22 protein-coding genes are annotated in these 18258 nt (G+C 69.5%); 11 read left to right on the forward strand and 11 right to left on the reverse strand.

Features of this window, described 5'->3' with window-relative positions; translation table 11 throughout:
• Window positions 1-105: 105 nt before the first annotated feature.
• Window positions 106-1650 (forward strand): murein biosynthesis integral membrane protein MurJ, encoded by a 1545-nt coding sequence (murJ, locus tag DRV85_RS03365; RefSeq protein ID WP_113288022.1) that lies wholly within the window; start codon window positions 106-108, stop codon window positions 1648-1650.
• A gap of 1 nt (window position 1651) precedes the next feature.
• On the opposite strand, the gene DRV85_RS03370 is transcribed toward murJ, so the two are convergent.
• Window positions 1652-2338, reverse strand: coding sequence for a rhomboid family intramembrane serine protease (locus DRV85_RS03370; RefSeq protein ID WP_113288023.1), 687 nt, complete (start codon window positions 2336-2338; stop codon window positions 1652-1654).
• Between the two features lie 83 nt (window positions 2339-2421).
• On the opposite strand from DRV85_RS03370, the gene trpS reads away from it, so the two are divergent.
• The 10 genes from trpS (at window position 2422) to DRV85_RS03420 (ending at window position 9172) form a co-directional block, all read left to right on the forward strand.
• Window positions 2422-3453: a tryptophan--tRNA ligase gene (gene trpS, locus DRV85_RS03375; protein ID WP_113288024.1), complete on the forward strand. Its 1032-nt coding sequence runs from the start codon at window positions 2422-2424 to the stop codon at window positions 3451-3453.
• Window positions 3454-3559: 106 nt separating this feature from the next.
• On the forward strand, window positions 3560-4045 hold the full coding sequence (locus tag DRV85_RS03380; protein ID WP_113288025.1) for a VOC family protein: 486 nt from the start codon (window positions 3560-3562) through the stop codon (window positions 4043-4045).
• Window positions 4046-4119: 74 nt separating this feature from the next.
• Window positions 4120-4332, forward strand: a complete 213-nt coding sequence (locus DRV85_RS03385; RefSeq protein ID WP_113288026.1) for an AbrB/MazE/SpoVT family DNA-binding domain-containing protein — start codon at window positions 4120-4122, stop codon at window positions 4330-4332.
• A complete protein-coding gene (locus tag DRV85_RS03390) occupies window positions 4332-4712 on the forward strand; it encodes a type II toxin-antitoxin system VapC family toxin (RefSeq protein ID WP_113288027.1) in 381 nt (126 codons plus the stop codon). The genes DRV85_RS03385 and DRV85_RS03390 overlap by 1 nt, the downstream gene beginning before the upstream one ends.
• Before the next feature lie 421 nt (window positions 4713-5133).
• Window positions 5134-6009 carry a branched-chain amino acid aminotransferase gene (locus tag DRV85_RS03395; RefSeq protein ID WP_113288028.1) on the forward strand — a complete coding sequence of 292 codons (876 nt, stop codon included), beginning with the start codon at window positions 5134-5136 and terminating at the stop codon, window positions 6007-6009.
• Window positions 6006-6386 carry a 4-carboxymuconolactone decarboxylase gene (pcaC, locus tag DRV85_RS03400; protein ID WP_199525796.1) on the forward strand — a complete coding sequence of 127 codons (381 nt, stop codon included), beginning with the start codon at window positions 6006-6008 and terminating at the stop codon, window positions 6384-6386. The genes DRV85_RS03395 and pcaC overlap by 4 nt, the downstream gene beginning before the upstream one ends.
• Window positions 6383-7111: a protocatechuate 3,4-dioxygenase subunit beta gene (pcaH, locus tag DRV85_RS03405; RefSeq protein ID WP_113288030.1), complete on the forward strand. Its 729-nt coding sequence runs from the start codon at window positions 6383-6385 to the stop codon at window positions 7109-7111. Before pcaC ends, pcaH begins: the two co-directional genes overlap by 4 nt.
• A gap of 3 nt (window positions 7112-7114) precedes the next feature.
• A complete protein-coding gene (gene pcaG / locus DRV85_RS03410) occupies window positions 7115-7741 on the forward strand; it encodes a protocatechuate 3,4-dioxygenase subunit alpha (protein WP_113288031.1) in 627 nt (208 codons plus the stop codon).
• A 1-nt stretch (window position 7742) separates the two neighbouring features.
• Window positions 7743-8588, forward strand: coding sequence for a 3-oxoadipate:acetyl-CoA acetyltransferase (locus DRV85_RS03415; RefSeq protein ID WP_113288032.1), 846 nt, complete (start codon window positions 7743-7745; stop codon window positions 8586-8588).
• The gene (locus tag DRV85_RS03420) at window positions 8588-9172 is read left to right on the forward strand and encodes a peroxiredoxin (RefSeq protein ID WP_113288033.1); all 585 of its coding nucleotides are present in this window, start codon (window positions 8588-8590) and stop codon (window positions 9170-9172) included. Before DRV85_RS03415 ends, DRV85_RS03420 begins: the two co-directional genes overlap by 1 nt.
• Window positions 9173-9178: 6 nt before the next feature.
• On the opposite strand, the gene DRV85_RS03425 is transcribed toward DRV85_RS03420, so the two are convergent.
• From DRV85_RS03425 to DRV85_RS03470, 10 genes are all read right to left on the reverse strand, one after another.
• Complete coding sequence (locus DRV85_RS03425; protein WP_113288034.1) at window positions 9179-9940, reverse strand: TIGR02186 family protein; 762 nt, start codon at window positions 9938-9940, stop codon at window positions 9179-9181.
• Window positions 9940-10866 (reverse strand): sulfite exporter TauE/SafE family protein, encoded by a 927-nt coding sequence (locus tag DRV85_RS03430; RefSeq protein ID WP_113288035.1) that lies wholly within the window; start codon window positions 10864-10866, stop codon window positions 9940-9942. Before DRV85_RS03430 ends, DRV85_RS03425 begins: the two co-directional genes overlap by 1 nt.
• 191 nt (window positions 10867-11057) lie before the next feature.
• A complete protein-coding gene (locus DRV85_RS03435) occupies window positions 11058-12023 on the reverse strand; it encodes an ABC transporter permease (RefSeq protein ID WP_113288036.1) in 966 nt (321 codons plus the stop codon).
• A gap of 13 nt (window positions 12024-12036) precedes the next feature.
• Entirely contained in the window at window positions 12037-13152 is a 1116-nt protein-coding gene (locus DRV85_RS03440; protein ID WP_113288037.1) for an ABC transporter permease, read from the reverse strand.
• Window positions 13145-14752 carry an ABC transporter ATP-binding protein gene (locus DRV85_RS03445; protein WP_113288038.1) on the reverse strand — a complete coding sequence of 536 codons (1608 nt, stop codon included), beginning with the start codon at window positions 14750-14752 and terminating at the stop codon, window positions 13145-13147. Before DRV85_RS03445 ends, DRV85_RS03440 begins: the two co-directional genes overlap by 8 nt.
• A gap of 69 nt (window positions 14753-14821) precedes the next feature.
• The gene (locus tag DRV85_RS03450; RefSeq protein ID WP_113288039.1) at window positions 14822-15826 is read right to left on the reverse strand and encodes a BMP family lipoprotein; all 1005 of its coding nucleotides are present in this window, start codon (window positions 15824-15826) and stop codon (window positions 14822-14824) included.
• Between the two features lie 114 nt (window positions 15827-15940).
• Window positions 15941-16402, reverse strand: a complete 462-nt coding sequence (locus tag DRV85_RS03455) for a GNAT family N-acetyltransferase (RefSeq protein ID WP_113288040.1) — start codon at window positions 16400-16402, stop codon at window positions 15941-15943.
• The gene (tsaB, locus tag DRV85_RS03460) at window positions 16392-16928 is read right to left on the reverse strand and encodes a tRNA (adenosine(37)-N6)-threonylcarbamoyltransferase complex dimerization subunit type 1 TsaB (RefSeq protein WP_233495385.1); all 537 of its coding nucleotides are present in this window, start codon (window positions 16926-16928) and stop codon (window positions 16392-16394) included. Before tsaB ends, DRV85_RS03455 begins: the two co-directional genes overlap by 11 nt.
• A 49-nt stretch (window positions 16929-16977) precedes the next feature.
• Window positions 16978-17541: a NifU family protein gene (locus tag DRV85_RS03465; RefSeq protein ID WP_113288042.1), complete on the reverse strand. Its 564-nt coding sequence runs from the start codon at window positions 17539-17541 to the stop codon at window positions 16978-16980.
• 231 nt (window positions 17542-17772) lie between these two features.
• A complete protein-coding gene (locus DRV85_RS03470; RefSeq protein ID WP_113288043.1) occupies window positions 17773-18228 on the reverse strand; it encodes a universal stress protein in 456 nt (151 codons plus the stop codon).
• Window positions 18229-18258: the final 30 nt, after the last annotated feature.

Raw genomic sequence — 18258 nt, forward strand, 5'->3', positions numbered from 1 at the left:
GCAACGACTGGCCGGGACGGATCGCCTCCGTGCCGGCCGAGGCCGATGCAGGACACGGCTGCATGGGCATGCCGCGGCGCCCCGGGCGATGACGGGCCGCCGCCGATGAGGCCCATCCGCCTGATGGCCGGGTTCCTGACGGTCGGCGTCTGGACGCTGGCAAGCCGCGTGCTGGGCTTCGCACGCGACGCCATGATCCTCGCATTTCTCGGCACCGGGCCGCTCTACGAGGCCTACGTCGTCGCCTTCCGCCTGCCCAACATGTTCCGCCGCTTCTTCGCCGAGGGCGCCTTCAACACGGCCTTCGTTCCGATGTTCTCGAAGAAGCTCGAGGGCGAGGAAGACGCGCAGGCCTTCGCGCGCGAGGCCTTCGCGGGGCTCGGGTCGGTACTGATTGCGCTGACGCTGGTGGCGCAGCTCGCCATGCCCTGGCTCGTCTACGGCATGGCGAGCGGCTTCGCGGGCCGCGAGGAATTCGGCCTCTCGGTCGAGTTCGGGCGGATCGCTTTCCCCTACATCCTCTTCATCTCGCTCGCCGCGCTGCTATCGGGCGTGCTCAACGCGACCGGCCGCTTCGCCGCCGCCGCGGCTGCGCCCGTGCTGCTCAACGTGCTGCTGATCGGCGCGATGGCCGGCGCGCACTACCTGGGCGGCGACGTGGCGCGCGCTCTGATCTGGGCGATCCCGGTGGCCGGCGTCGCGCAACTGCTGCTGGTGGGGTTCGCCGCGCGCGCGGCCGGCTTCACCATGCGGCTGCAACGCCCGCGGCTCACGCCGGAACTGAAGCGGCTGGTGCGCATCGCCGTGCCCGCCGCGCTCGCCGGCGGGGTGGTGCAGATCAACCTGCTGGTGGGCCAGCAGGTGGCCAGCTATTTCGACCGCGCGGTGGGCTGGCTCTACGCCGCCGACCGGCTCTACCAACTCCCCTTGGGCGTGGTCGGAATCGCCGTGGGGATCGTGCTGCTGCCCGATCTCTCGCGCCGCCTGCGCGCCGGCGACGACGCGGGCGGGCGCGCCGCCTTCTCGCGGGCCGGCGAGATCGCGCTCGCGCTGACCATTCCATGCGCCGTCGCGCTGGTGCTGATCCCGCTTCCCATCGTCTCGGTCCTGTTCGAACGCGGGCAGGCCACCGCCGACGACAGCGCGGCGATCGCGGTGGCCGTGGCGATCTATGGCCTCGGCCTTCCGGCCTTCGTGCTGCAGAAGGTGCTGCAGCCGCTGTTCTTCGCGCGCGAGGACACGCGCTCGCCTTTCCGCTACGCCGTCTGGGCGATGGTCGTGAATGCCGTGCTCGCCATCGGCCTCGCGCCGCTCTTGGGCTGGATCGCGCCGGCGATCGCCACGACCGCCGCAGGCTGGGCGATGGTCTGGATGCTGGCCGCGGGCGGCCGGCGGATGGGCGAGGTGGCCCGCTTCGACGCCCGCTTCCGCAGCCGCCTCTGGCGCATCCTCGCGGCCTCGGCGGTCATGGGCGCGGCGCTCTGGGCACTCGAGCTCGCGCTGGGGCCGTTCCTCGGCATGGGCGGCTGGCGCTGGCTGGCGCTCCTGGCGCTGGTGGGGGGCGGGGCGGCCGTCTATCTGGCCGCCGCGCAGGTGCTGGGCGCGCTCCGGCTCTCAGAGGTGCGCGGGGCGTTGCGCCGCGGCGGCTGACTCAGTCGTGGCGCAGCCGGGCGCGCAGCCGCGCCCATCCGCCGGGGCTGACGAAGAAGGACATCAGGAAGCCGGTGGCGAAACCCGCCAGATCGGCGATCCAGTCGTTGTAGGCGCCGAAGAGCAGGCCGAAGATCAGCTGGATGGCCAGCAGGAAACCGATCAGCGTGAAGGCCCGGATCTGCTGTTCGCCCATCTCGCCCAGCCGCGTCCACAGCAGATAGGTGAAGGCCCCGATCAGCCCGTAGACCCCGGGAAAGGCGCCGACCAGCCATTGCGGATCGCCGAGCAGGAGGCCGAAGACCAGCGCGCCGGCGATGCCGGGGACCACGAAGACGGACAGCGTCGCCAGCGCGCCGAAGACCTCGCCCACCATCTTGCCCAGCGCGAGCAGCATGATCCCGGCGAAAAGGGCATGGGTGAAGCTCGCGTGCACGAACTGGTAGGTCACGAGGCGCTGGACATGCTCCAGCGGCCAGCGCCCCGTCCCGATCATCCAGTCGAGGATCGCGACGTTGAAACCGTAGCTCTCGATCGCCATGGGCCGCCAGCCCACCGCGCCGGGGCCGCCCAGGAGGCCCCGCGCGCCGAGCGAGAACGCCGCCTCGACGGCGACGATGACGAGAAACAGTGCCGCCACGACGGGCGGCAGCGGATTCACGGGGGCGGGTCCGGGCCCGTGGCGCATGCCGCTCTCCCTCGCTTGCTTGACGGTCCCAGCCCCCGTGGGTAAGCGAGCCGCGACCAGAACGCCAGACGGAGTTTCGCGGCATGTCCGACACGGATCACCTCGCCGGCTTCACGCCGCGCGTGTTCTCGGGCATCCAGCCCTCGGGCAACCTGCATCTCGGCAACTACCTGGGCGCGCTCAAGCGCTTTGTCGAGACGCAGGAACAGGGGATCGAGACCGTCTACTGCATGGTGGACATGCACGCGATCACGGTCTGGCAGGATCCCGCGCGCCTCGCCCGCGCCACGCGCGAGCTGTGCGCCGGCTTCATCGCCGCCGGCATCGACCCCGAACGCTCGATCCTCTTCAATCAGTCCCAGGTGGCCGAACACGCGCAGCTGGCCTGGATTTTCAACTGCGTCGCCCGCATGGGCTGGATGAAGCGCATGACGCAATGGAAGGACAAGGCCGGCAAGAACCAGGAGGAGGCCAGCCTCGGGCTCTTCGCCTATCCCGCGCTCATGGCGGCCGACATCCTCGCCTATCACGCGACCCATGTTCCCGTGGGCGAGGACCAGAAACAGCACCTCGAGCTCACGCGCGACATCGCGGCGAAGTTCAACCACGACTACGGCGTGGATTTCTTTCCGCTCACCGAGCCGGTGATCGAGGGTGCCGCGACGCGGGTGATGAGCTTGCGCGACGGGTCGAAGAAGATGTCGAAATCCGATGTCTCGGACATGAGCCGGATCAACATGACCGACGACGCGGACGCCATCGCGCAGAAGATCCGCAAGGCGCGCACCGATCCGCACCCCCTGCCCTCGGATCACGCGGGGCTGGAGGAACGGCCCGAGGCGCGCAATCTCGTCAACATCTACGCGGGTCTCGCCGACATGGAGGTGGAGCAGGTGCTGGCCGAATACGGCGGCAAGCAGTTCTCCGAGTTCAAGCCCGCGCTCGCGGAACTCGCGGTGGAGCAGCTCGCGCCCATCTCGGCCGAAATGGCCCGCCTTATGGAAGCGCCCGACGAGATCGACGCCATCCTCGCCCGCGGCGCCGAGCGCGCCCGCGCCATCGCCGCGCCGATCCTCAAGCGCACCTACGAGATCGTGGGGATGGTGGGGGCCTGAGCCGGCCCCCGCGCGACCAGGACAAGCTGCGCACAGGCGTGGTGCGCCCGTGCCGCTTGCGGCAGGTTCGCGACGCGCCCAGCTTCTCCCGAAAAGGGAGACTGCGATGACCTACACAGCACCGCCTGGCACCCGCGTGGGCCACGTCCACCTGAAGGTCGCGGACCTCGACCGCGCGATCGGCTTCTATTCCGGCGTGCTCGGCTTCGAGGTGACTCAACGCATCGGGGATCAGGCGGCCTTTCTCTCTGCGGGCGGCTATCACCACCACATCGGCCTCAACACCTGGGAAAGCCGCGGAGGCGCGGCACCGCCCGCCGGGACGACCGGCCTCTATCACGCGGCGTTCCTCTATCCCGACCGCGCGGCGCTGGCGCGGGCGGTGCAGCGGGTGCTCGATGCTGGGATCGCGCTCGATGGCGCGTCGGATCACGGGGTGAGCGAGGCAGTCTATCTGACCGATCCGGACGGCAACGGCGTCGAGCTCTACCGCGACCGGCCGAAGGCGGAATGGCCGCGCAGCGCCGACGGCAGCCTCGCGATGATCACCGCGCCGCTCGATCTGCGCGGCCTTCTGGCAGAGGCGGCCTGAAGCGCCGTCACATCCCTTGCTTTCGCCACATTAGCTTCTTACGCTTTCGCCATCGATCACATGAAAGTATGAAAATGGCCGAGACCGCGACCCTGTCCTCGAAGTTCCAGATCTCGATCCCCAAGGCGATCCGCACCGCGCAGCATTGGGAAGCGGGCCAGACCTTCGCCTTCATCCCGAAGGGCACCGGCGTCCTGCTGGTGCCGGTACCGAAGCGGGAGGCGCTGAAAGGTCTCGCGCGCGGAGCATCCGCCAACGACTATCGAGACCGCTCGGACCGGGTCTGATGATCCTCGTCGACACGTCGGCGTGGATCGAATGGCTCATCGGCTCGCCCACGGGCGAGAAACTCTCCGGGCAGTTGCCCGAACAGGCCGAATGGCTCGTCCCGACCATGGTCCAGCTCGAGCTGGCCAAATGGCTGACCCGCGAGGTCGGCGAGGACAAGGCAGATCAGGTCATCGCCTTCACGCAGGTCTGCACTGTCGTGCCACTCGACACCGAGATTGCGCTGGCGGCTGCAGAGGCTTGCCGGGCGTACAAGCTTGCGACCGCAGACGCGATCATCTTCGCAACCGCCCGCGCGCAGGGGGCGACGCTCCTGACCTGCGACGCACATTTCGAGGGACTGCCCGGCGTATCCCTGATCGAGAAGATCAAGACCTGACACCGGGGCCGCCGTTTACCGTCAGTTCCTCGTTCAGTGGCCGCCCACCGACCCGTATTCGGAACAGACCGGACCCTCCGGCCATCGCTGCGCTTCCACGCGGGCACGGCACGCAGCATCTGCCGAGAATTCCTGCATGAACCAGATCATGCTCATGACACCAAGCGGTGTTCTTGTTTTGCCTGCATGGTTGCAGTCACAAAACCGACTCCTCTCGTCGCTAGGGTCGGCTCGGGCGACTCGCACTGCCCGTCGCGGCGCAGGTCCCCCGACACCGTCATGCCGCCGCGTGCCGGAACAGACCCGGCGATATCCGCCCCCGGCGTTCCCCCGCCGGGGGCATTTCGCGTCTGGACCTCGGCGCGGGGCGGGCCTAGGCTCCGGCGGCATTCAAGGGCATGGGGAGGAGGAGGCGCGCGCCATGGCGACGGGAACGAATCTTCGCACCTGGTTCGAGGGCGCCTGGCACGAGGGCGACGTGATGGTAATGCGCGCCGCGGACCACGGCGCCTGGCTGGGTACCACGGTCTTCGACGGGGCGCGCTACGTGCAGGGGATCGCGCCGGACCTTCACGCCCATTGCGCGCGGGTCAACCGCTCGGCCGAGGCGCTGATGATCCGCCCCACCGTCACGACCGAGGAGATGGTCGAGATCGTGCGCGAGGGGCTGCGCGCCTATCCCAAGGAGGCCGCCGTCTACATCCGCCCGATGTACTGGGCGATCGAGGGCGGCGACCTCGGCATCGTGCCGAAGCAGACCGAGACCGGCTTCTGCGTCTCGCTGGAAGAGATCCCGATGGCCCCGCCCGAGGCCGCGACCACGCTGACCACCACCCGCTTCCGCCGCCCGGTGCTGGAGGATGCGGTGGTCAACGCCAAGGCGGGCTGCCTTTACCCCAACAACGCGCGGATGCTTGCCGAGGCGCGCGCCAAGGGCTTCGGCAACGCGCTGGTGGCCGACGCGCTGGGCAATGTGGCCGAGACGGCGACCGCCAACGTCTTCATGGTGAAAGACGGCGAGGTCTTCACCCCGATCCCCAACGGCACCTTCCTGGCGGGGATCACGCGCGCGCGGCACATCCGCAACATGCGCGCCGATGGCATGACCGTGCACGAGAAAGTCCTGTCCTTCGACGATTTCCGCGATGCGGACGAGGTTTTCATGTCCGGCAACATGAACAAGGTCACGCCGGTCACGGCCTTCGACGAGCGGGAATATCAGGTGGGGCCGGTCGCGCGGCGGGTGCGCGAGCTCTATTGGGACTGGGCGCATTCGGACACGGAGGCCGCGGTTTGAGCGCACGCCACGATCAGGGGATGGCCACGCGCCGCCGCGTGCTGGGCGACGCGCATGTGGACCGGGCCGAGGCGAAGAAGACGAGCTTCGACGCGCCCTTCCAGGAAATGATCACCGAGGCGGCCTGGGGCCACGTCTGGTCGCGCGAGGGGCTGAGCCTGCGGGATCGCTCGCTGATCACGCTGGCGCTCTTGGCGGCGCAGGGATCGGATGCCGAGGTGGCGATGCACGTCCGCGCCACGGCCAACACGGGCGCCACGCCGGAAGAGGTGATGGAGGCGATGCTGCACGTCGCGATCTACGCCGGCGTGCCGCGGGCCAACCACGCCATCGGCATCGCCCGGCGCACCTATGCCGACATGGGGGTGGAGGTATGAGGAAACACGACGGCGAGTTCTTCCAGCGCGACCGGCAGTGGCATCCCCCCGCGCATGCCGCGCAGTACAAGTCCTCGGTCGCGCGCAGCCCGCGCTTCGCCGCGCTCTCGATCGAGAACACGCGCTCCGAGATCACCGGCCCGGTCTTTCGCCCCGACGACGTGGCCAAGATCGACCGCGACCTGATCCTGAACTACGCGCAGGACGGCGAGCCGGTGGGCGAGCGGATCATCGTGCACGGCCGCGTGCTGGACGAAGAGGCGCGCCCGGTGCCCAACACCCTCGTCGAGATCTGGCAGGCCAACGCCGGCGGGCGCTACCGCCACCGCAACGACACCTACCTCGCCCCCATCGACCCCAACTTCGGAGGCTGCGGGCGCACGCTGACGGATGCCGAGGGCTACTACTACTTCCGCACGGTGAAGCCCGGGGCCTATCCCTGGCGCAACTGGGAGAACAACTGGCGCCCGGCGCATATCCATTTCTCGGTCTTCGGCACGGGCTGGGCGCAGCGGCTGATCACGCAGATGTATTTCGAGGGCGATCCGCTGATCCCGCGCTGCCCGATCGTGAGCACGATCCCCGACCCGGAGGCGATCGACATGCTGACAGCCCGGCTCGACATGAACGCCAGCGTCCCGTTCGACTGCCTCGCCTACCGTTTCGACATCGTGCTCAGGGGGCGCCGCTCGACCCTCTTCGAGAACCGGCTGGAAGGAAACTGAGCCATGCGGCAGCCGCTTGCCTACCTCAAGGAGAGCCCCTCGCAGACGGCCGGGCCTTACGTCCACATCGGCCTCGCGCCCGGCGCGGCGGGCTTTTCCATCTTCGATCAGGAACTGGGCTGGGACATCGCCGGGCCGAACGCGGCAGGCGAGCGCATCCGCATCGAGGGCATGGTGCTCGACGGCACCGGCGCGCCGGTGCGCGACGTGCTGATCGAGGCCTGGCAGGCCAATGCCGCCGGCATCTACCCCCACCCCGAGGATCCGCGACACACGGAAGTCGAGGACGGCTTTCGCGGCTGGGGGCGCACGATCTCGGACTTCGAGACCGGCCTGTGGGGCTTCGAGACCGTGAAGCCGGGCACGGTGCCGGGCCGCAACGGGACGGTTCAGGCGCCGCACATCAGCCTCTGGATCGTGGCCCGCGGCATCAACCTCGGCCTTGCGACGCGCCTCTATTTCTCCGACGAGGGCGAGGCCAACGCCGCCGACCCGGTGCTGAACCTGGTCGAGCAGACCCACCGCCGCGACACGTTGGTGGCCAAGCGCGAAGAGCGCGACGGCCAGCCGCTCTATCGCTTCGACATCCGGCTTCAGGGCGACCACGAAACCGTTTTCCTGGATATCTGACATGACACGACCCTGCATCATCTGCGTCGCGATCACGGGCTCGGTGCCCACCAGGGCCGACAACCCGGCCGTGCCGATCACCGTGGAGGAGCAGATCGAATCGACGCACGAGGCCTTCGAGGCGGGCGCCGCCATCTGTCACGCGCATGTGCGCAACGACGACGAGACGCCGACCTCCGACCCGGAGAAATTCGCCCGCCTCAAGGAGGGGCTGGAGAAGCACTGCCCCGGCATGATCGTGCAGTTCTCCACCGGCGGCCGTTCGGGCGCGGGCAAGGCGCGGGGCGGGATGCTCCCGCTCCGGCCCGACATGGCCTCGCTCACCGTGGGGTCCAACAACTTCCCCACCCGCGTCTACGAGAACCCGCCCGACCTCGTTGACTGGCTGGCGGGCGAGATGCGGGAGTACGACATCAAGCCCGAGATCGAGGCCTTCGACCTCTCCCACATCTTCCAGGCGGCGAAGATGAACCGCGAGGGCAAGATCCCCGGCCATCTCTACATCCAGTTCGTCATGGGCGTGAAGAACGCCATGCCGGCCGACCGCGACGTCTTCGATTACTACCTGCACACGGTGAAGCGCCTCGTGCCCGACGCCGAATGGTGCGCCGCCGGCATCGGCCGCCATCAGATCGAGCTGAACGAATGGTGCATCGCCGCGGGCGGCCACGCCCGGACGGGCCTCGAGGACAACGTGCGGCTCGACCGCGAGACGCTCGCGCCCTCGAACGCGGCGCTGGTCCGCCGCACGGTCGAACTCTGCGAGAAGTACGAGCGCCCGGTGGCGAGCTGGCGCGAGGCGCGCGAGATCCTCGGCCTGCGCATGCCCGAGACGGTCGCGGCCTGATGCCCGAGGCGCCGGACTGGTCCACGATCCCCGCGCCGCACGACGACGGGGCGGCGGCGCATCTGCCGGGCGCCGCGCTTCCCACGGTGCCCCTCGCCTCGACCGCGGGCGGCACGGTCGATCTGGCTGCCCTGGACGGCACAGTGGTCCTTTATGCCTATCCGCGCACCGGCCGCCCAGGCCAGCCCCTGCCGGAGGGCTGGGACGCCATCCCCGGCGCGCGCGGCTGCACGCCGCAGAGCTGCGCCTTCCGCGACCACTTCGCGGAGTTGCGCGCGGCGGGCGCCGAGCATGTCTTCGGCCTGTCCACGCAGGACACCGAGTATCAGCGCGAGGCGGCCGAGCGGCTCGCCCTGCCCTTCCCGCTGCTCTCGGACGCGGATCTCCGGTTCACCCGTGCGCTGCACTTGCCGACTTTCGAGGCCGCGGGCGCGACGCTTCTGAAGCGCCTTACGCTGATCGCGCGCGGGGGCCACATCGCACGCGTCTTCTACCCGGTCTTCCCGCCTGACCGGAACGCGCAGGAGGTGCTGTCGGCCCTGCGCGCGGGGCTTGCCGGCGAAGAGGCCCGCCAGGGCCGATGAGCGCGCTCAGCCGCGCCGGAGCATCCTGAACGCCGCCGAGGCCGCCCAGCCGGCCGCGATCGCGATCGTCAGCGACAACAGGCCGTAGACCAGCGGCTGCTCGCGCGAGAGCGTGAAGAGGAACCGCTCGAGCCCCACCTTGCGCACCCCGATGACCGATTCGAAATCCGCCACCACGCGCCCGTCGCGCGTGAGGAAGATCCGGGTGGCGTAGTCGCCTTCGGTCAGGTTCGCCGGCATGTCGATCGCGGTGGAAAAGAGCGTCTGCTCGGTCACGTCCACCGCCCCCTCGGCGAGCGCATAGCGCCCCTCGCGCTTGCGGATCCGGATCAGCGCGTCGGTGAAGGCCGCGGCGTCCTGCACTTCTTCGGGCGCTCCGACCGAGCGGATCGCGCGCGGGATGGAGATCTTGTGGCGCAGATCCTCGGTGTCGCGCACCACCTCCTCCATCGGTCCGCTGGTCGCCACGGCGTAGAAGCTCGGGGCGCGATCGATCTCGACCGCGTCGGTATTCACCCATATGCCGGCCACGCGCTCCTTGCGGCGCACGGTGACCGGCGCGCTCGGCCCCGCGACGGTGATCACCACCTCGAGCGGCGGGTCAGTGCGGATCGGACCCTCGCGCTTCACCGCGCCGAAGATGAGGATCTCGGACCCCTCGAAATTGGTCGTGATCGACACCGTGTCGCGCGACAGGCCCAGCACCACCTCCTCGGCCCTGAGCGGCGCGGCCAGGGCGACGAGCAGGAGGAGCGCCAGCCGCAGCATCAATGCGCCCCTGCCTCGCCGACCGAGTAGAGTTCCGCCGGCTGGAGCAGGAGATCCGCCGCCAGCTTGCCGCAGACCGCCAGCACCATCAGCGCGAGCAGGATCCTGAGCTGTTCCGCCTTGAGCCGGGTGCCCAGTTGCGCGCCGAGCTGCGCGCCCACCACGCCGCCGATCAGCAGCAGCACGGCGAGGATCATGTCCACCGTGTAGTTGGTCGTCGCATGCAGCAGCGTGGTGAAGGCGGTGACGAAGATGATCTGGAAGAGCGAGGTGCCCACCACGACCTTGGTGGGCATCCCCAGCAGATAGATCATCGCCGGCACCATGATGAAGCCGCCGCCCACGCCCATGATCGCGGCCAGAACCCCCACGGCCACACCGACGAGCAACGGCGGGATCACCGAGATGTAGAGGCCCGAGGTGCGGAAGCGCATCTTGAAGGGCAGCGCGTGGATCCAACCCCGCTGCCTGCGCCGCGCGGCCGCGCCCGGCACGGGCGGACGCCGCGACTTCAGGATCGCGCGCAGGCTCTCGACGAACATCAAGGCGCCGACCACGCCGAGGAAGACGACGTAGGAGAGCCGGACCAGCAGATCCACCTGCCCCTGCGCCTTGAGGATGTTGAACACCCACACGCCCAGCGCCGCGCCGATCAGCCCCCCCACGAGCAGGACGAGCCCCATGCGCAGATCCACCGTCTTGCGTCGGAAATGCGCCAGCACGCCGGAGAAGGAGGAGGCGACGATCTGGTTCGCTTCGGTCGCCACGGCCACCGCCGGAGGGATGCCGATGAAGAACAGAAGCGGCGTCATCAGGAAGCCGCCGCCGACGCCGAACATGCCCGAAAGCACCCCCACCAGACCGCCGAGCCCCAGAAGGAGAAAGGCGTTCACCGAGACCTCGGCGATGGGGAGGTAGATCATCATGTGTCTACCTAGCGTCCCGGCCCCGCGCTTGGCAAGCTGCCGCGCCGCAGCGAAGACGGCGCGACGGCCGGCGTCGCGAAGGGGGGCTGTCTGCCCCCCTCTTGGCCTTCGGCCAATTCACCCCCCGAGGGTATTTCCCGCAAGAGGAAGGACCGACGACAGCCGCCGCCGGCGGGCAGGCCCGCTGCGGCTCACCGCTCCTTCACGTAGGGCTCGCCGCCCGCGCGGGGCGGGATGGCGCGGCCGACGAAGCCTGCAAGAATCACGACCGTGAGGATGTAGGGGGCGGCGTCCATCACCTGAACCGGGACGGTGAAGGCGCCGAGGTCGATGTTCTGGTAGCGCAGCGCGATCGCCTGCAGGAAGCCGAAGAGCAGGCAGGCGCCCAGCGCATGCCAGGGGCGCCATTTCGAGAAGATGAGCGCCGCGAGCGCGATGAAGCCGCGCCCGGCGGTCATGTCCTTGACGAAGCCCGCCTGCAGCCCGGTGGCGAGGTAGGCCCCGGCGATGCCGCAGAGCACGCCTGCGATGGCGACAGCCGCGTAGCGCAGGCCCACGACCGAGATCCCGGCCGTATCGACCGCCTCGGGCGCCTCGCCCACCGCGCGCAGGCGCAGGCCGAAGCGGGTGCGAAAGAGCACCCACCAGGTAAGCGGCACGGCCAGCAGGCCGACGTAGACCAATATCGAGTGGCCGGAAATGAGCTCATGGTAGATCGGGCCCGCGATCGGCACGTCCCGCAGCGCCTCGGCGAAGGGCAGCGTGATGGTCTGGAACCGACCCTCGGGCGGCAGCGAGGGGGTGCGGCCGCCCTGGGCGAACCAGCTTTGCGCCACGACGACGGTGGTGCCGGCGGCGAGGAAGTTGATCGCCACGCCCGAGATCAGCTGGTTGCCGCGGAAGGTGATCGAGGCGAAGCCGTGGATGGCCGAGAGCGCGATCGAGGCCGCGGTGCCCGCCAGCAGGCCCATCCAGACCGAGCCGCTGGTGAAGGCCACCGCCGCGGAGAAGAAGGCGGCGGCCAGCATCTTGCCCTCGAGACCGATGTCGAAGATGCCGGAGCGTTCCGAGAACAGGCCGGCGAGGCAGGCCAGCAGCAGCGGCGTGGAAAGCCGGACGGTGGAGTCGAGCACCTGCAGGGCGGTGAGGAAATCCATCTGCGCGCGTCTCCTATTCCGCCGGCTCGGCGCGGCGCGTCCGGCGCCGGCGCGCGGCCAGGAAGGCGCGTTCGAGCGGCATCCGCACCATGTTGTCGAGCGCCCCGGTGAAGAGGATCACCAGCGCCTGGATCACCACGATCAGCTCGCGGGGGATATTCGTCCAGAGCGCGAGCTCGGCCCCGCCCTGATAGAGGAAGCCGAAGAGGATCGCGGCCAGGAGCACCCCCAGCGGATGGTTGCGGCCCATCAGCGCCACCGCGATGCCGATGAAGCCTGCGCCCTCGGTCGAGTTGAGGATCAGCCGCTCGGCCTCGCCCATGGTCGAATTGATGCCCATGAGGCCCGCGAGCGCGCCGGAGATCAGCATGGCGATCACGACGATGCGCACGGGCCGGATGCCCGCGTAGCGCGCCGCCGTCTCGGAATGCCCCTGCGCGCGGATCTCGTAGCCCAGCCGCGTGCGCCAGATCAGCGCCCAGACGAAGAGGCACGCGAGCAGCGCCACGAAGAAGGTGACGTTGGCCGGCGAGCCGCGGAAGAGCGGCGTCGCGGCGGTGGAGAACATGTCCTGAAAGGTCGGCAGATGGACCGCCTGCGGAAAGGTGGCGGTGGCGGGTTCCATCATGCCCGCCGGCTTCATCACGTTGACGAGCAGGTAGTTCAGGAGCGCCGCGGCGATGAAGTTGAACATGATCGTTGTGATGACGATATGGCTGCCGCGCGTGGCCTGAAGGTAGGCGGGAATCAAGGCCCAGAGCGCACCGAAGAGGGCCGCGCTCGCGCTGGCGGCCAGGAGCGCCAGGGACCAGTGCGGCCAGGGAATGTAGAGACAGACGAGCGCGACCCCCAGCGCGCCCAGCATCGCCTGCCCCTCGCCGCCGATGTTGAAGAGCCGCGCGTGAAAGGCCACGGCGACGGCGAGCCCCGTGAAGATGAAGTTCGTGGCGTAGTAGAGCGTATAGCCCCAGCCGGCCGAGCGCATCAGCGCGCCCTCCACCATGAGCCGAAAGGCCTCCACCGGACTCTCCCCGATGGCGAGGATCACCAGCGCCGAAAGGATCGCGGCCAGCAGCAGCGAGATCAGCGGCACGAGGACGGCATCCGCCCAGGCGGGCATCCTATCCATGGCGCGCGGCCTCCTCCTCTGCCTCGACGCGTTCCCACTGCTCGTCGATGGCCTGCCATTCGGGCTTGTCGGGCTCGCCCTCGATGCCGGCCATCAGCAGGCCGAGCTCGCGCTCGTCGGTCTGCGCCGGGTCGCGCTCGCCCATCACGCGGCCGTCGAACATCACCACGATGCGGTCGGCGAGCGAGAAGATCTCGTCGAGCTCGACCGAGACCAGCAGGATCGCCTTGCCGGCGTCGCGCAGGCGCACGATCTCCTGGTGGATGAACTCGATGGCGCCGATGTCCACGCCGCGGGTGGGCTGGCCCACCAGCAGCAGGTCCGGGTTGCGATCGATCTCGCGCGCCAGCACGATCTTCTGCTGGTTGCCGCCCGAGAAGCTGCGCGCCGAGAGGCGACAGTTCGCGGGCCGGATGTCGAAGCGGTCGATCTTGTTGTCGGCGTCGCGGCGGATGGCCTCGTTGTCCATCAGAACGCCGCGGTTGTAGGCGGGATCGCGGTGATAGCCGAAGACCGCGTTCTCCCAGGCGGCGAAGGGCATGACGAGGCCCGCGCGCTGGCGATCCTCGGGAACGTGGGCGATGCCCTGGCCCCGCCGCGTTCGCCCGTCGGCGTGCCGCCCGGTCAGCGCCATCTCCTCGCCATTGATCCGCACGCGGCCCGTGGCCTCGCGCGTGCCACCCAGCACCTCGAGCAGTTCCGACTGCCCGTTGCCGGCGACCCCCGCGATGCCCACGATCTCGCCCGCGCGGACCGCAAGGTCGATCCCCTTGAGCCGCTCGACGCCGTGCTGATCGGTCACGCGCAGCTTCTCGATCTCGAGCACGGTCTGCGCGGGCCGCGCCGGCGTCTTGTCCACCCGCAAGAGCACCTTGCGGCCCACCATCAGCTCGGCCAGATGCTCGGGGCTGGTCTCTGAGGTCGGCACCGTGGCCGTCATCTCGCCCTGCCGCATCACGCTCACCGTGTCGGTGATCTCCATGATCTCGCGCAGCTTGTGGGTGATGAGCACGATGGTCTTTCCCTCGCGCTTGAGCCCGGCGAGGATGCGGAAGAGATGGTCCGCCTCGGCCGGGGTCAGCACGCCGGTGGGCTCGTCGAGGATCAGGATGTCGGCCTGGCGATAGAGCGCCTTGAGAATCTCGACCCGCTGCTGGTGGCCGACGCTGAGGGTCTCCACCACCGCGTCCGGGTCCACGTTGAGCTCGTATTCGCGGGCGAGATCGGTGAGCGCGCGGCGCGCCTTGGCCAGCGAGGGCTTGAGCAGCCCGCCCTCCTCGACGCCGAGGATCACGTTTTCCAGCACGGTGAAGTTGGGCACCAGCTTGAAGTGCTGAAAGACCATGCCGATGCCGGCGGCGATGGCGGCCTGGCTGTCGGGGATCTCGGTCTTCTTTCCGCGGATGAAGACCTCGCCCGCATCGGCCTTGTAGAAGCCGTAGAGGATCGACATCAGCGTGGACTTGCCCGCGCCGTTTTCGCCGATGATGCCGTGGATGGTGCCCGGCTGGACGGCGAGGCTGATGTCCTTGTTCGCCTGCACCGGCCCGAAGGCCTTGGAGATGCCGCGAAGCTCGATCGCGGGCGCGGTGTCGGTCATGCGGACTCCCTGGCGCGAGGGGCCGCGACGCTCGCGCGCGCGGCCCCTGCCTGTGTCACGTGCCGGGGCTCAGAAGGTGAGCGCGGGGCAGCTGTCCTCGGCGGTGTAGTCGGTCACCGTGATCTCCCCGTCGATGATGCGACTCTTCGCCTCCTCGACCTGCGCCTGCATCTCGTCCGAGATGAGCTCGGCGTTGTGCTCGTCGAGCGCGTAGCCCACGCCCTCCTCGGCGAGGCCCAGCACCTGCACGCCGGTCTCGAGATCGGCGCCCGCGCTCATCGCGTCGTAGACGGCCACATCGACGCGCTTGAGCATGGAGCTCAGCACCGAGCCTGGGTGCAGGTAGTTCTGGTTGCTGTCCACGCCGATCGAGTAGATGCCCTCGTCCGCCGCGGTCTGCAGCACGCCGATGCCGGTCCCCCCCGCGGCGGCGAAGATCACGTCGGCGCCCTGGCTGATCTGTGCCTTGGCGAGCTCCGAGCCCTTCACGGGGTCGTTCCAGGCCGCCGGCGTCGTGCCGGTCATGTTGGCGATGATCTCGGCGTCGGCGTCCACGGCCTTGACGCCCTGCGCGTAGCCGCAGGCGAACTTGCGGATGAGCGGGATGTCCATGCCGCCCACGAAGCCCACGGTGCCCGTCTCGGAGGCCATGGCGGCCAGCATGCCGACGAGGAAGCTGCCCTCGTGCTCCGAGAACAGGATCGAGAGCACGTTGGGGTGCTCTTCGGGGTCGACGTAGCCGTCGATGGTGACGAACTTGGTGTCCGGATAGTCGGGCGCGACATTGGCGATGGGGGTGGCCATCGAGAAGCCTGTGGTCACCACCGGGTTCAGCCCGGCCTCGGCGAAGCGGCGCAGCGCCTGCTCGCGCTGGGCCTCGGACTGAAGCTCTATGTCGCGGAACTCGCCGCCCGTCTCTTCCGCCCAGCGCTGGGCGCCGTTGAAGGCGGCCTCGTTGAAGCTCTTGTCGAACTTCCCGCCGAGGTCGTAGATCAGCGCCGGCTCCGCCAGCGCCGCGCCCGCCGTCAGCGCGAGGGCCGCCGCCGCGCCGGAGAGAGATTTCATCAGCGTCATTTGGGTCTCCCAGTCAGAGTGGCCGGGGTCTGCGCGCGCCACGCGCCGCTCCCGAGAATTGGTCGTGGATCGGGTCCGATCGCCCCCGATTTACGCCGCAGGCCCCGGAGAGGGTCAACATGTTTTTCTGCCCGGCCCCTCGCCGACGCTGCGTTGCAGCGGCGCAGGCGGGCGCAGCGCCCGCCGCATGATCAGCGCATCGGCCGCCGGACCGTCGCTGCGCGGATAGTATCGGGGGCGCCGGCCCGCCTCGGCCCAGCCGGACGCTTCGTAGAGCGCGCGCGCCGCCCCGTTGTCCGCCGCCACCTCGAGAAACGCGGTGGTCGCCCCCCGCGCGCGGGCTTCGGCCTCGAAGGCGGCGAGGCGGGCGCGCGCAAGGCCCTGCCGCCGGTGAAGCGGGTCGGTGGCGAGCGTGAGCAGCTCCGCCTCCTCGGCCGCGACGCGACCCAGGGCGAAGGCGCGCCCGTCGCCCAGCGCGAAGACATGCGGGCTCTCCAGCAGGCGCGCGAATTCTTCGGCCGTCCAGCCGCGGGCGAAGGCGCGGGCATGGAGCGCGGCGAGCGTCTCAGGCGTCATCCAGGATCACCGGCGGCGCCTCGCGCGCGGGCGCCGCATCCGGCGGGCGGATGTAGAGCGGCGCGGGAGGCGGCGCGTCCTCTCCGCGCCGGGCGGACGCCAGCCGCGCGACGGCTTCGGCCAGCGCAGCCGGTTCCGGCAGACCCGCGAGCGGCAGGCCCTGCACCTCCGCCTCGGCGGTATCGACGAGGTCCGCCGCCTCGCCCGGTCGTCGGGCGTAGAGCCGGCCGCGCGGGCCGGGGATCACGGCGACGTGTGGCTCCAGCGTCGCCGCGTGGATCACGTCGAAGCCCGAAACGCCGATGGCGGGAATGCCGAGCGACAGCGCGAGCCCCCGCGCGGCGGCGACCGCGATGCGCAATCCGGTGAAGTTGCCGGGCCCCGTTCCCACGCCGAGCGCGTCGAGATCGGACCAGCCGACGCCGGCCTCGACCAGCATTTCCTCGAGCATCGGCAGCAGGCGCTCGGCCTGCCCGCGCCCCATCTCCTCGGCGCGCGCGGCGATCAGCCGGTCGCCCGACAGCAAAGCGGCCGCGCAATGCGCGGCCGAGGTGTCGAAGCCGAGAACGAGAGGGTCAGATGCCGACAGGGCGCACCTCGGTCACTTCGGGGATGTAGTGCCGGAGCAGGTTCTCGATGCCCATCTTGAGCGTCAGCGTGGACGAGGGGCAGCCCGCGCAGGCGCCCTGCATGTGCAGATAGACCACGCCGCGCTCGAAGCCGTGGAAGGTGATGTCGCCGCCGTCCTGGGCCACCGCGGGGCGCACGCGGCTGTCGAGCAATTCCTTGATCTGGCCCACGATCTCGGCATCCTCGCCGTCGTGATCGGCGTGCCCGGAGGGCTGGGCCGCGTCGCCCGCCATCACCGGCTGGCCGGACTGGTAGTGGTCCATGATCGCACCCAGGATCGCGGGCTTGATATGGTCCCACTCCACCGCCTCGTCCTTGGTGACGGTGACGAAATCATTGCCGAAGAACACCCCGCGCACGCCGTCCACATCGAAGATGCGCCGCGCGAGCGGCGAGGCCTCGGCGCCCTCGGCCGAGGGGAAATCGGCCGTGCCTGTCTCGAGCACGGTCTGGCCGGGCAGGAACTTCAGCGTCGCCGGATTCGGGGTCGGTTCGGTCTGGATGAACATGGGACAGCCCTCTCTGTTGCCCATGGATATGCGCTCCGCGAGGCAGTGCGTCAAGACTTGGAACCGTTCTAAGCTGTGGTGCTGCGGGATGCGGCGCGCCGGCATGGCAGCGAGGTGCGTGACGAGCACGCACCCTACGGAGGCGGACGCGACAGGATGTAGGGTGCGTGCTTCGTCACGCACCCGTTGCAAACTGGTCAGGACGACACCTGCGCAGCGCGCCGACGACTCTCAGGTGATCGCTTCCAGCCGTTCCTTCGACAGATCGCCCGGCACGATGGTGATGGGCACCGGAAGCGTTCCCGCGTTGCGCGTCAGCTGCGTGACGAGCGGCCCCGGCCCCTTCGAGGCTGACGAGGCGCCCAGCACCAGCACGCCGATCTCCGGGTCGTCCTTCACCTGCGCGAGGATCTCCGGCACCGGCTCGCCCTCGCGGATCACCAGCTCGGGATCAACCTTCTGCCGGTCGCGCATCCATTTGGCGAAGACCTCGTAATGCGCGTGGATCCGCTCGCGCGCCTCCTCGCGCATGACCTCGCCCACGCCGATCCAGTGCTGGAACTCGTCGGGCGGAATCACGGCGAGGATCGACACCCCGCCACCTGTATTGGCCGCGCGCATCGCCGCGAAGCGCATCGCGTTGAGACATTCGCGGCTGTCGTCGAGCACGACGAGAAACTTGCGCATCCAGGCCCCCTCTCAGGGGCGCGATCATGG

This window comes from Rhodosalinus halophilus (genome assembly GCF_003298775.1).
Taxonomy (GTDB): domain Bacteria; phylum Pseudomonadota; class Alphaproteobacteria; order Rhodobacterales; family Rhodobacteraceae; genus Rhodosalinus; species Rhodosalinus halophilus.

Bases quoted from the DNA above. Each gene is read 5' to 3' on its own strand.
- trpS (WP_113288024.1), top strand. From the start codon at position 2,422: ATGTCCGACACGGATCACCTCGCCGGCTTCACGCCGCGCGTGTTCTCG.
- DRV85_RS03455 (WP_113288040.1), bottom strand. From the start codon at position 16,402: ATGACGCCTGAGACGCTCGCCGCGCTCCATGCCCGCGCCTTCGCCCGC.
- DRV85_RS03370 (WP_113288023.1), bottom strand. From the start codon at position 2,338: ATGCGCCACGGGCCCGGACCCGCCCCCGTGAATCCGCTGCCGCCCGTC.
- DRV85_RS03385 (WP_113288026.1), top strand. From the start codon at position 4,120: ATGGCCGAGACCGCGACCCTGTCCTCGAAGTTCCAGATCTCGATCCCC.
- pcaG (WP_113288031.1), top strand. From the start codon at position 7,115: ATGCGGCAGCCGCTTGCCTACCTCAAGGAGAGCCCCTCGCAGACGGCC.
- murJ (WP_113288022.1), top strand. From the start codon at position 106: ATGAGGCCCATCCGCCTGATGGCCGGGTTCCTGACGGTCGGCGTCTGG.
- DRV85_RS03440 (WP_113288037.1), bottom strand. From the start codon at position 13,152: ATGGATAGGATGCCCGCCTGGGCGGATGCCGTCCTCGTGCCGCTGATC.
- DRV85_RS03430 (WP_113288035.1), bottom strand. From the start codon at position 10,866: ATGATGATCTACCTCCCCATCGCCGAGGTCTCGGTGAACGCCTTTCTC.
- DRV85_RS03390 (WP_113288027.1), top strand. From the start codon at position 4,332: ATGATCCTCGTCGACACGTCGGCGTGGATCGAATGGCTCATCGGCTCG.
- DRV85_RS03395 (WP_113288028.1), top strand. From the start codon at position 5,134: ATGGCGACGGGAACGAATCTTCGCACCTGGTTCGAGGGCGCCTGGCAC.
- DRV85_RS03470 (WP_113288043.1), bottom strand. From the start codon at position 18,228: ATGCGCAAGTTTCTCGTCGTGCTCGACGACAGCCGCGAATGTCTCAAC.
- DRV85_RS03425 (WP_113288034.1), bottom strand. From the start codon at position 9,940: ATGCTGCGGCTGGCGCTCCTCCTGCTCGTCGCCCTGGCCGCGCCGCTC.
- DRV85_RS03415 (WP_113288032.1), top strand. From the start codon at position 7,743: ATGACACGACCCTGCATCATCTGCGTCGCGATCACGGGCTCGGTGCCC.
- DRV85_RS03420 (WP_113288033.1), top strand. From the start codon at position 8,588: ATGCCCGAGGCGCCGGACTGGTCCACGATCCCCGCGCCGCACGACGAC.
- DRV85_RS03445 (WP_113288038.1), bottom strand. From the start codon at position 14,752: ATGACCGACACCGCGCCCGCGATCGAGCTTCGCGGCATCTCCAAGGCC.
- DRV85_RS03465 (WP_113288042.1), bottom strand. From the start codon at position 17,541: ATGTTCATCCAGACCGAACCGACCCCGAATCCGGCGACGCTGAAGTTC.
- DRV85_RS03380 (WP_113288025.1), top strand. From the start codon at position 3,560: ATGACCTACACAGCACCGCCTGGCACCCGCGTGGGCCACGTCCACCTG.
- pcaH (WP_113288030.1), top strand. From the start codon at position 6,383: ATGAGGAAACACGACGGCGAGTTCTTCCAGCGCGACCGGCAGTGGCAT.
- DRV85_RS03435 (WP_113288036.1), bottom strand. From the start codon at position 12,023: ATGGATTTCCTCACCGCCCTGCAGGTGCTCGACTCCACCGTCCGGCTT.
- DRV85_RS03450 (WP_113288039.1), bottom strand. From the start codon at position 15,826: ATGACGCTGATGAAATCTCTCTCCGGCGCGGCGGCGGCCCTCGCGCTG.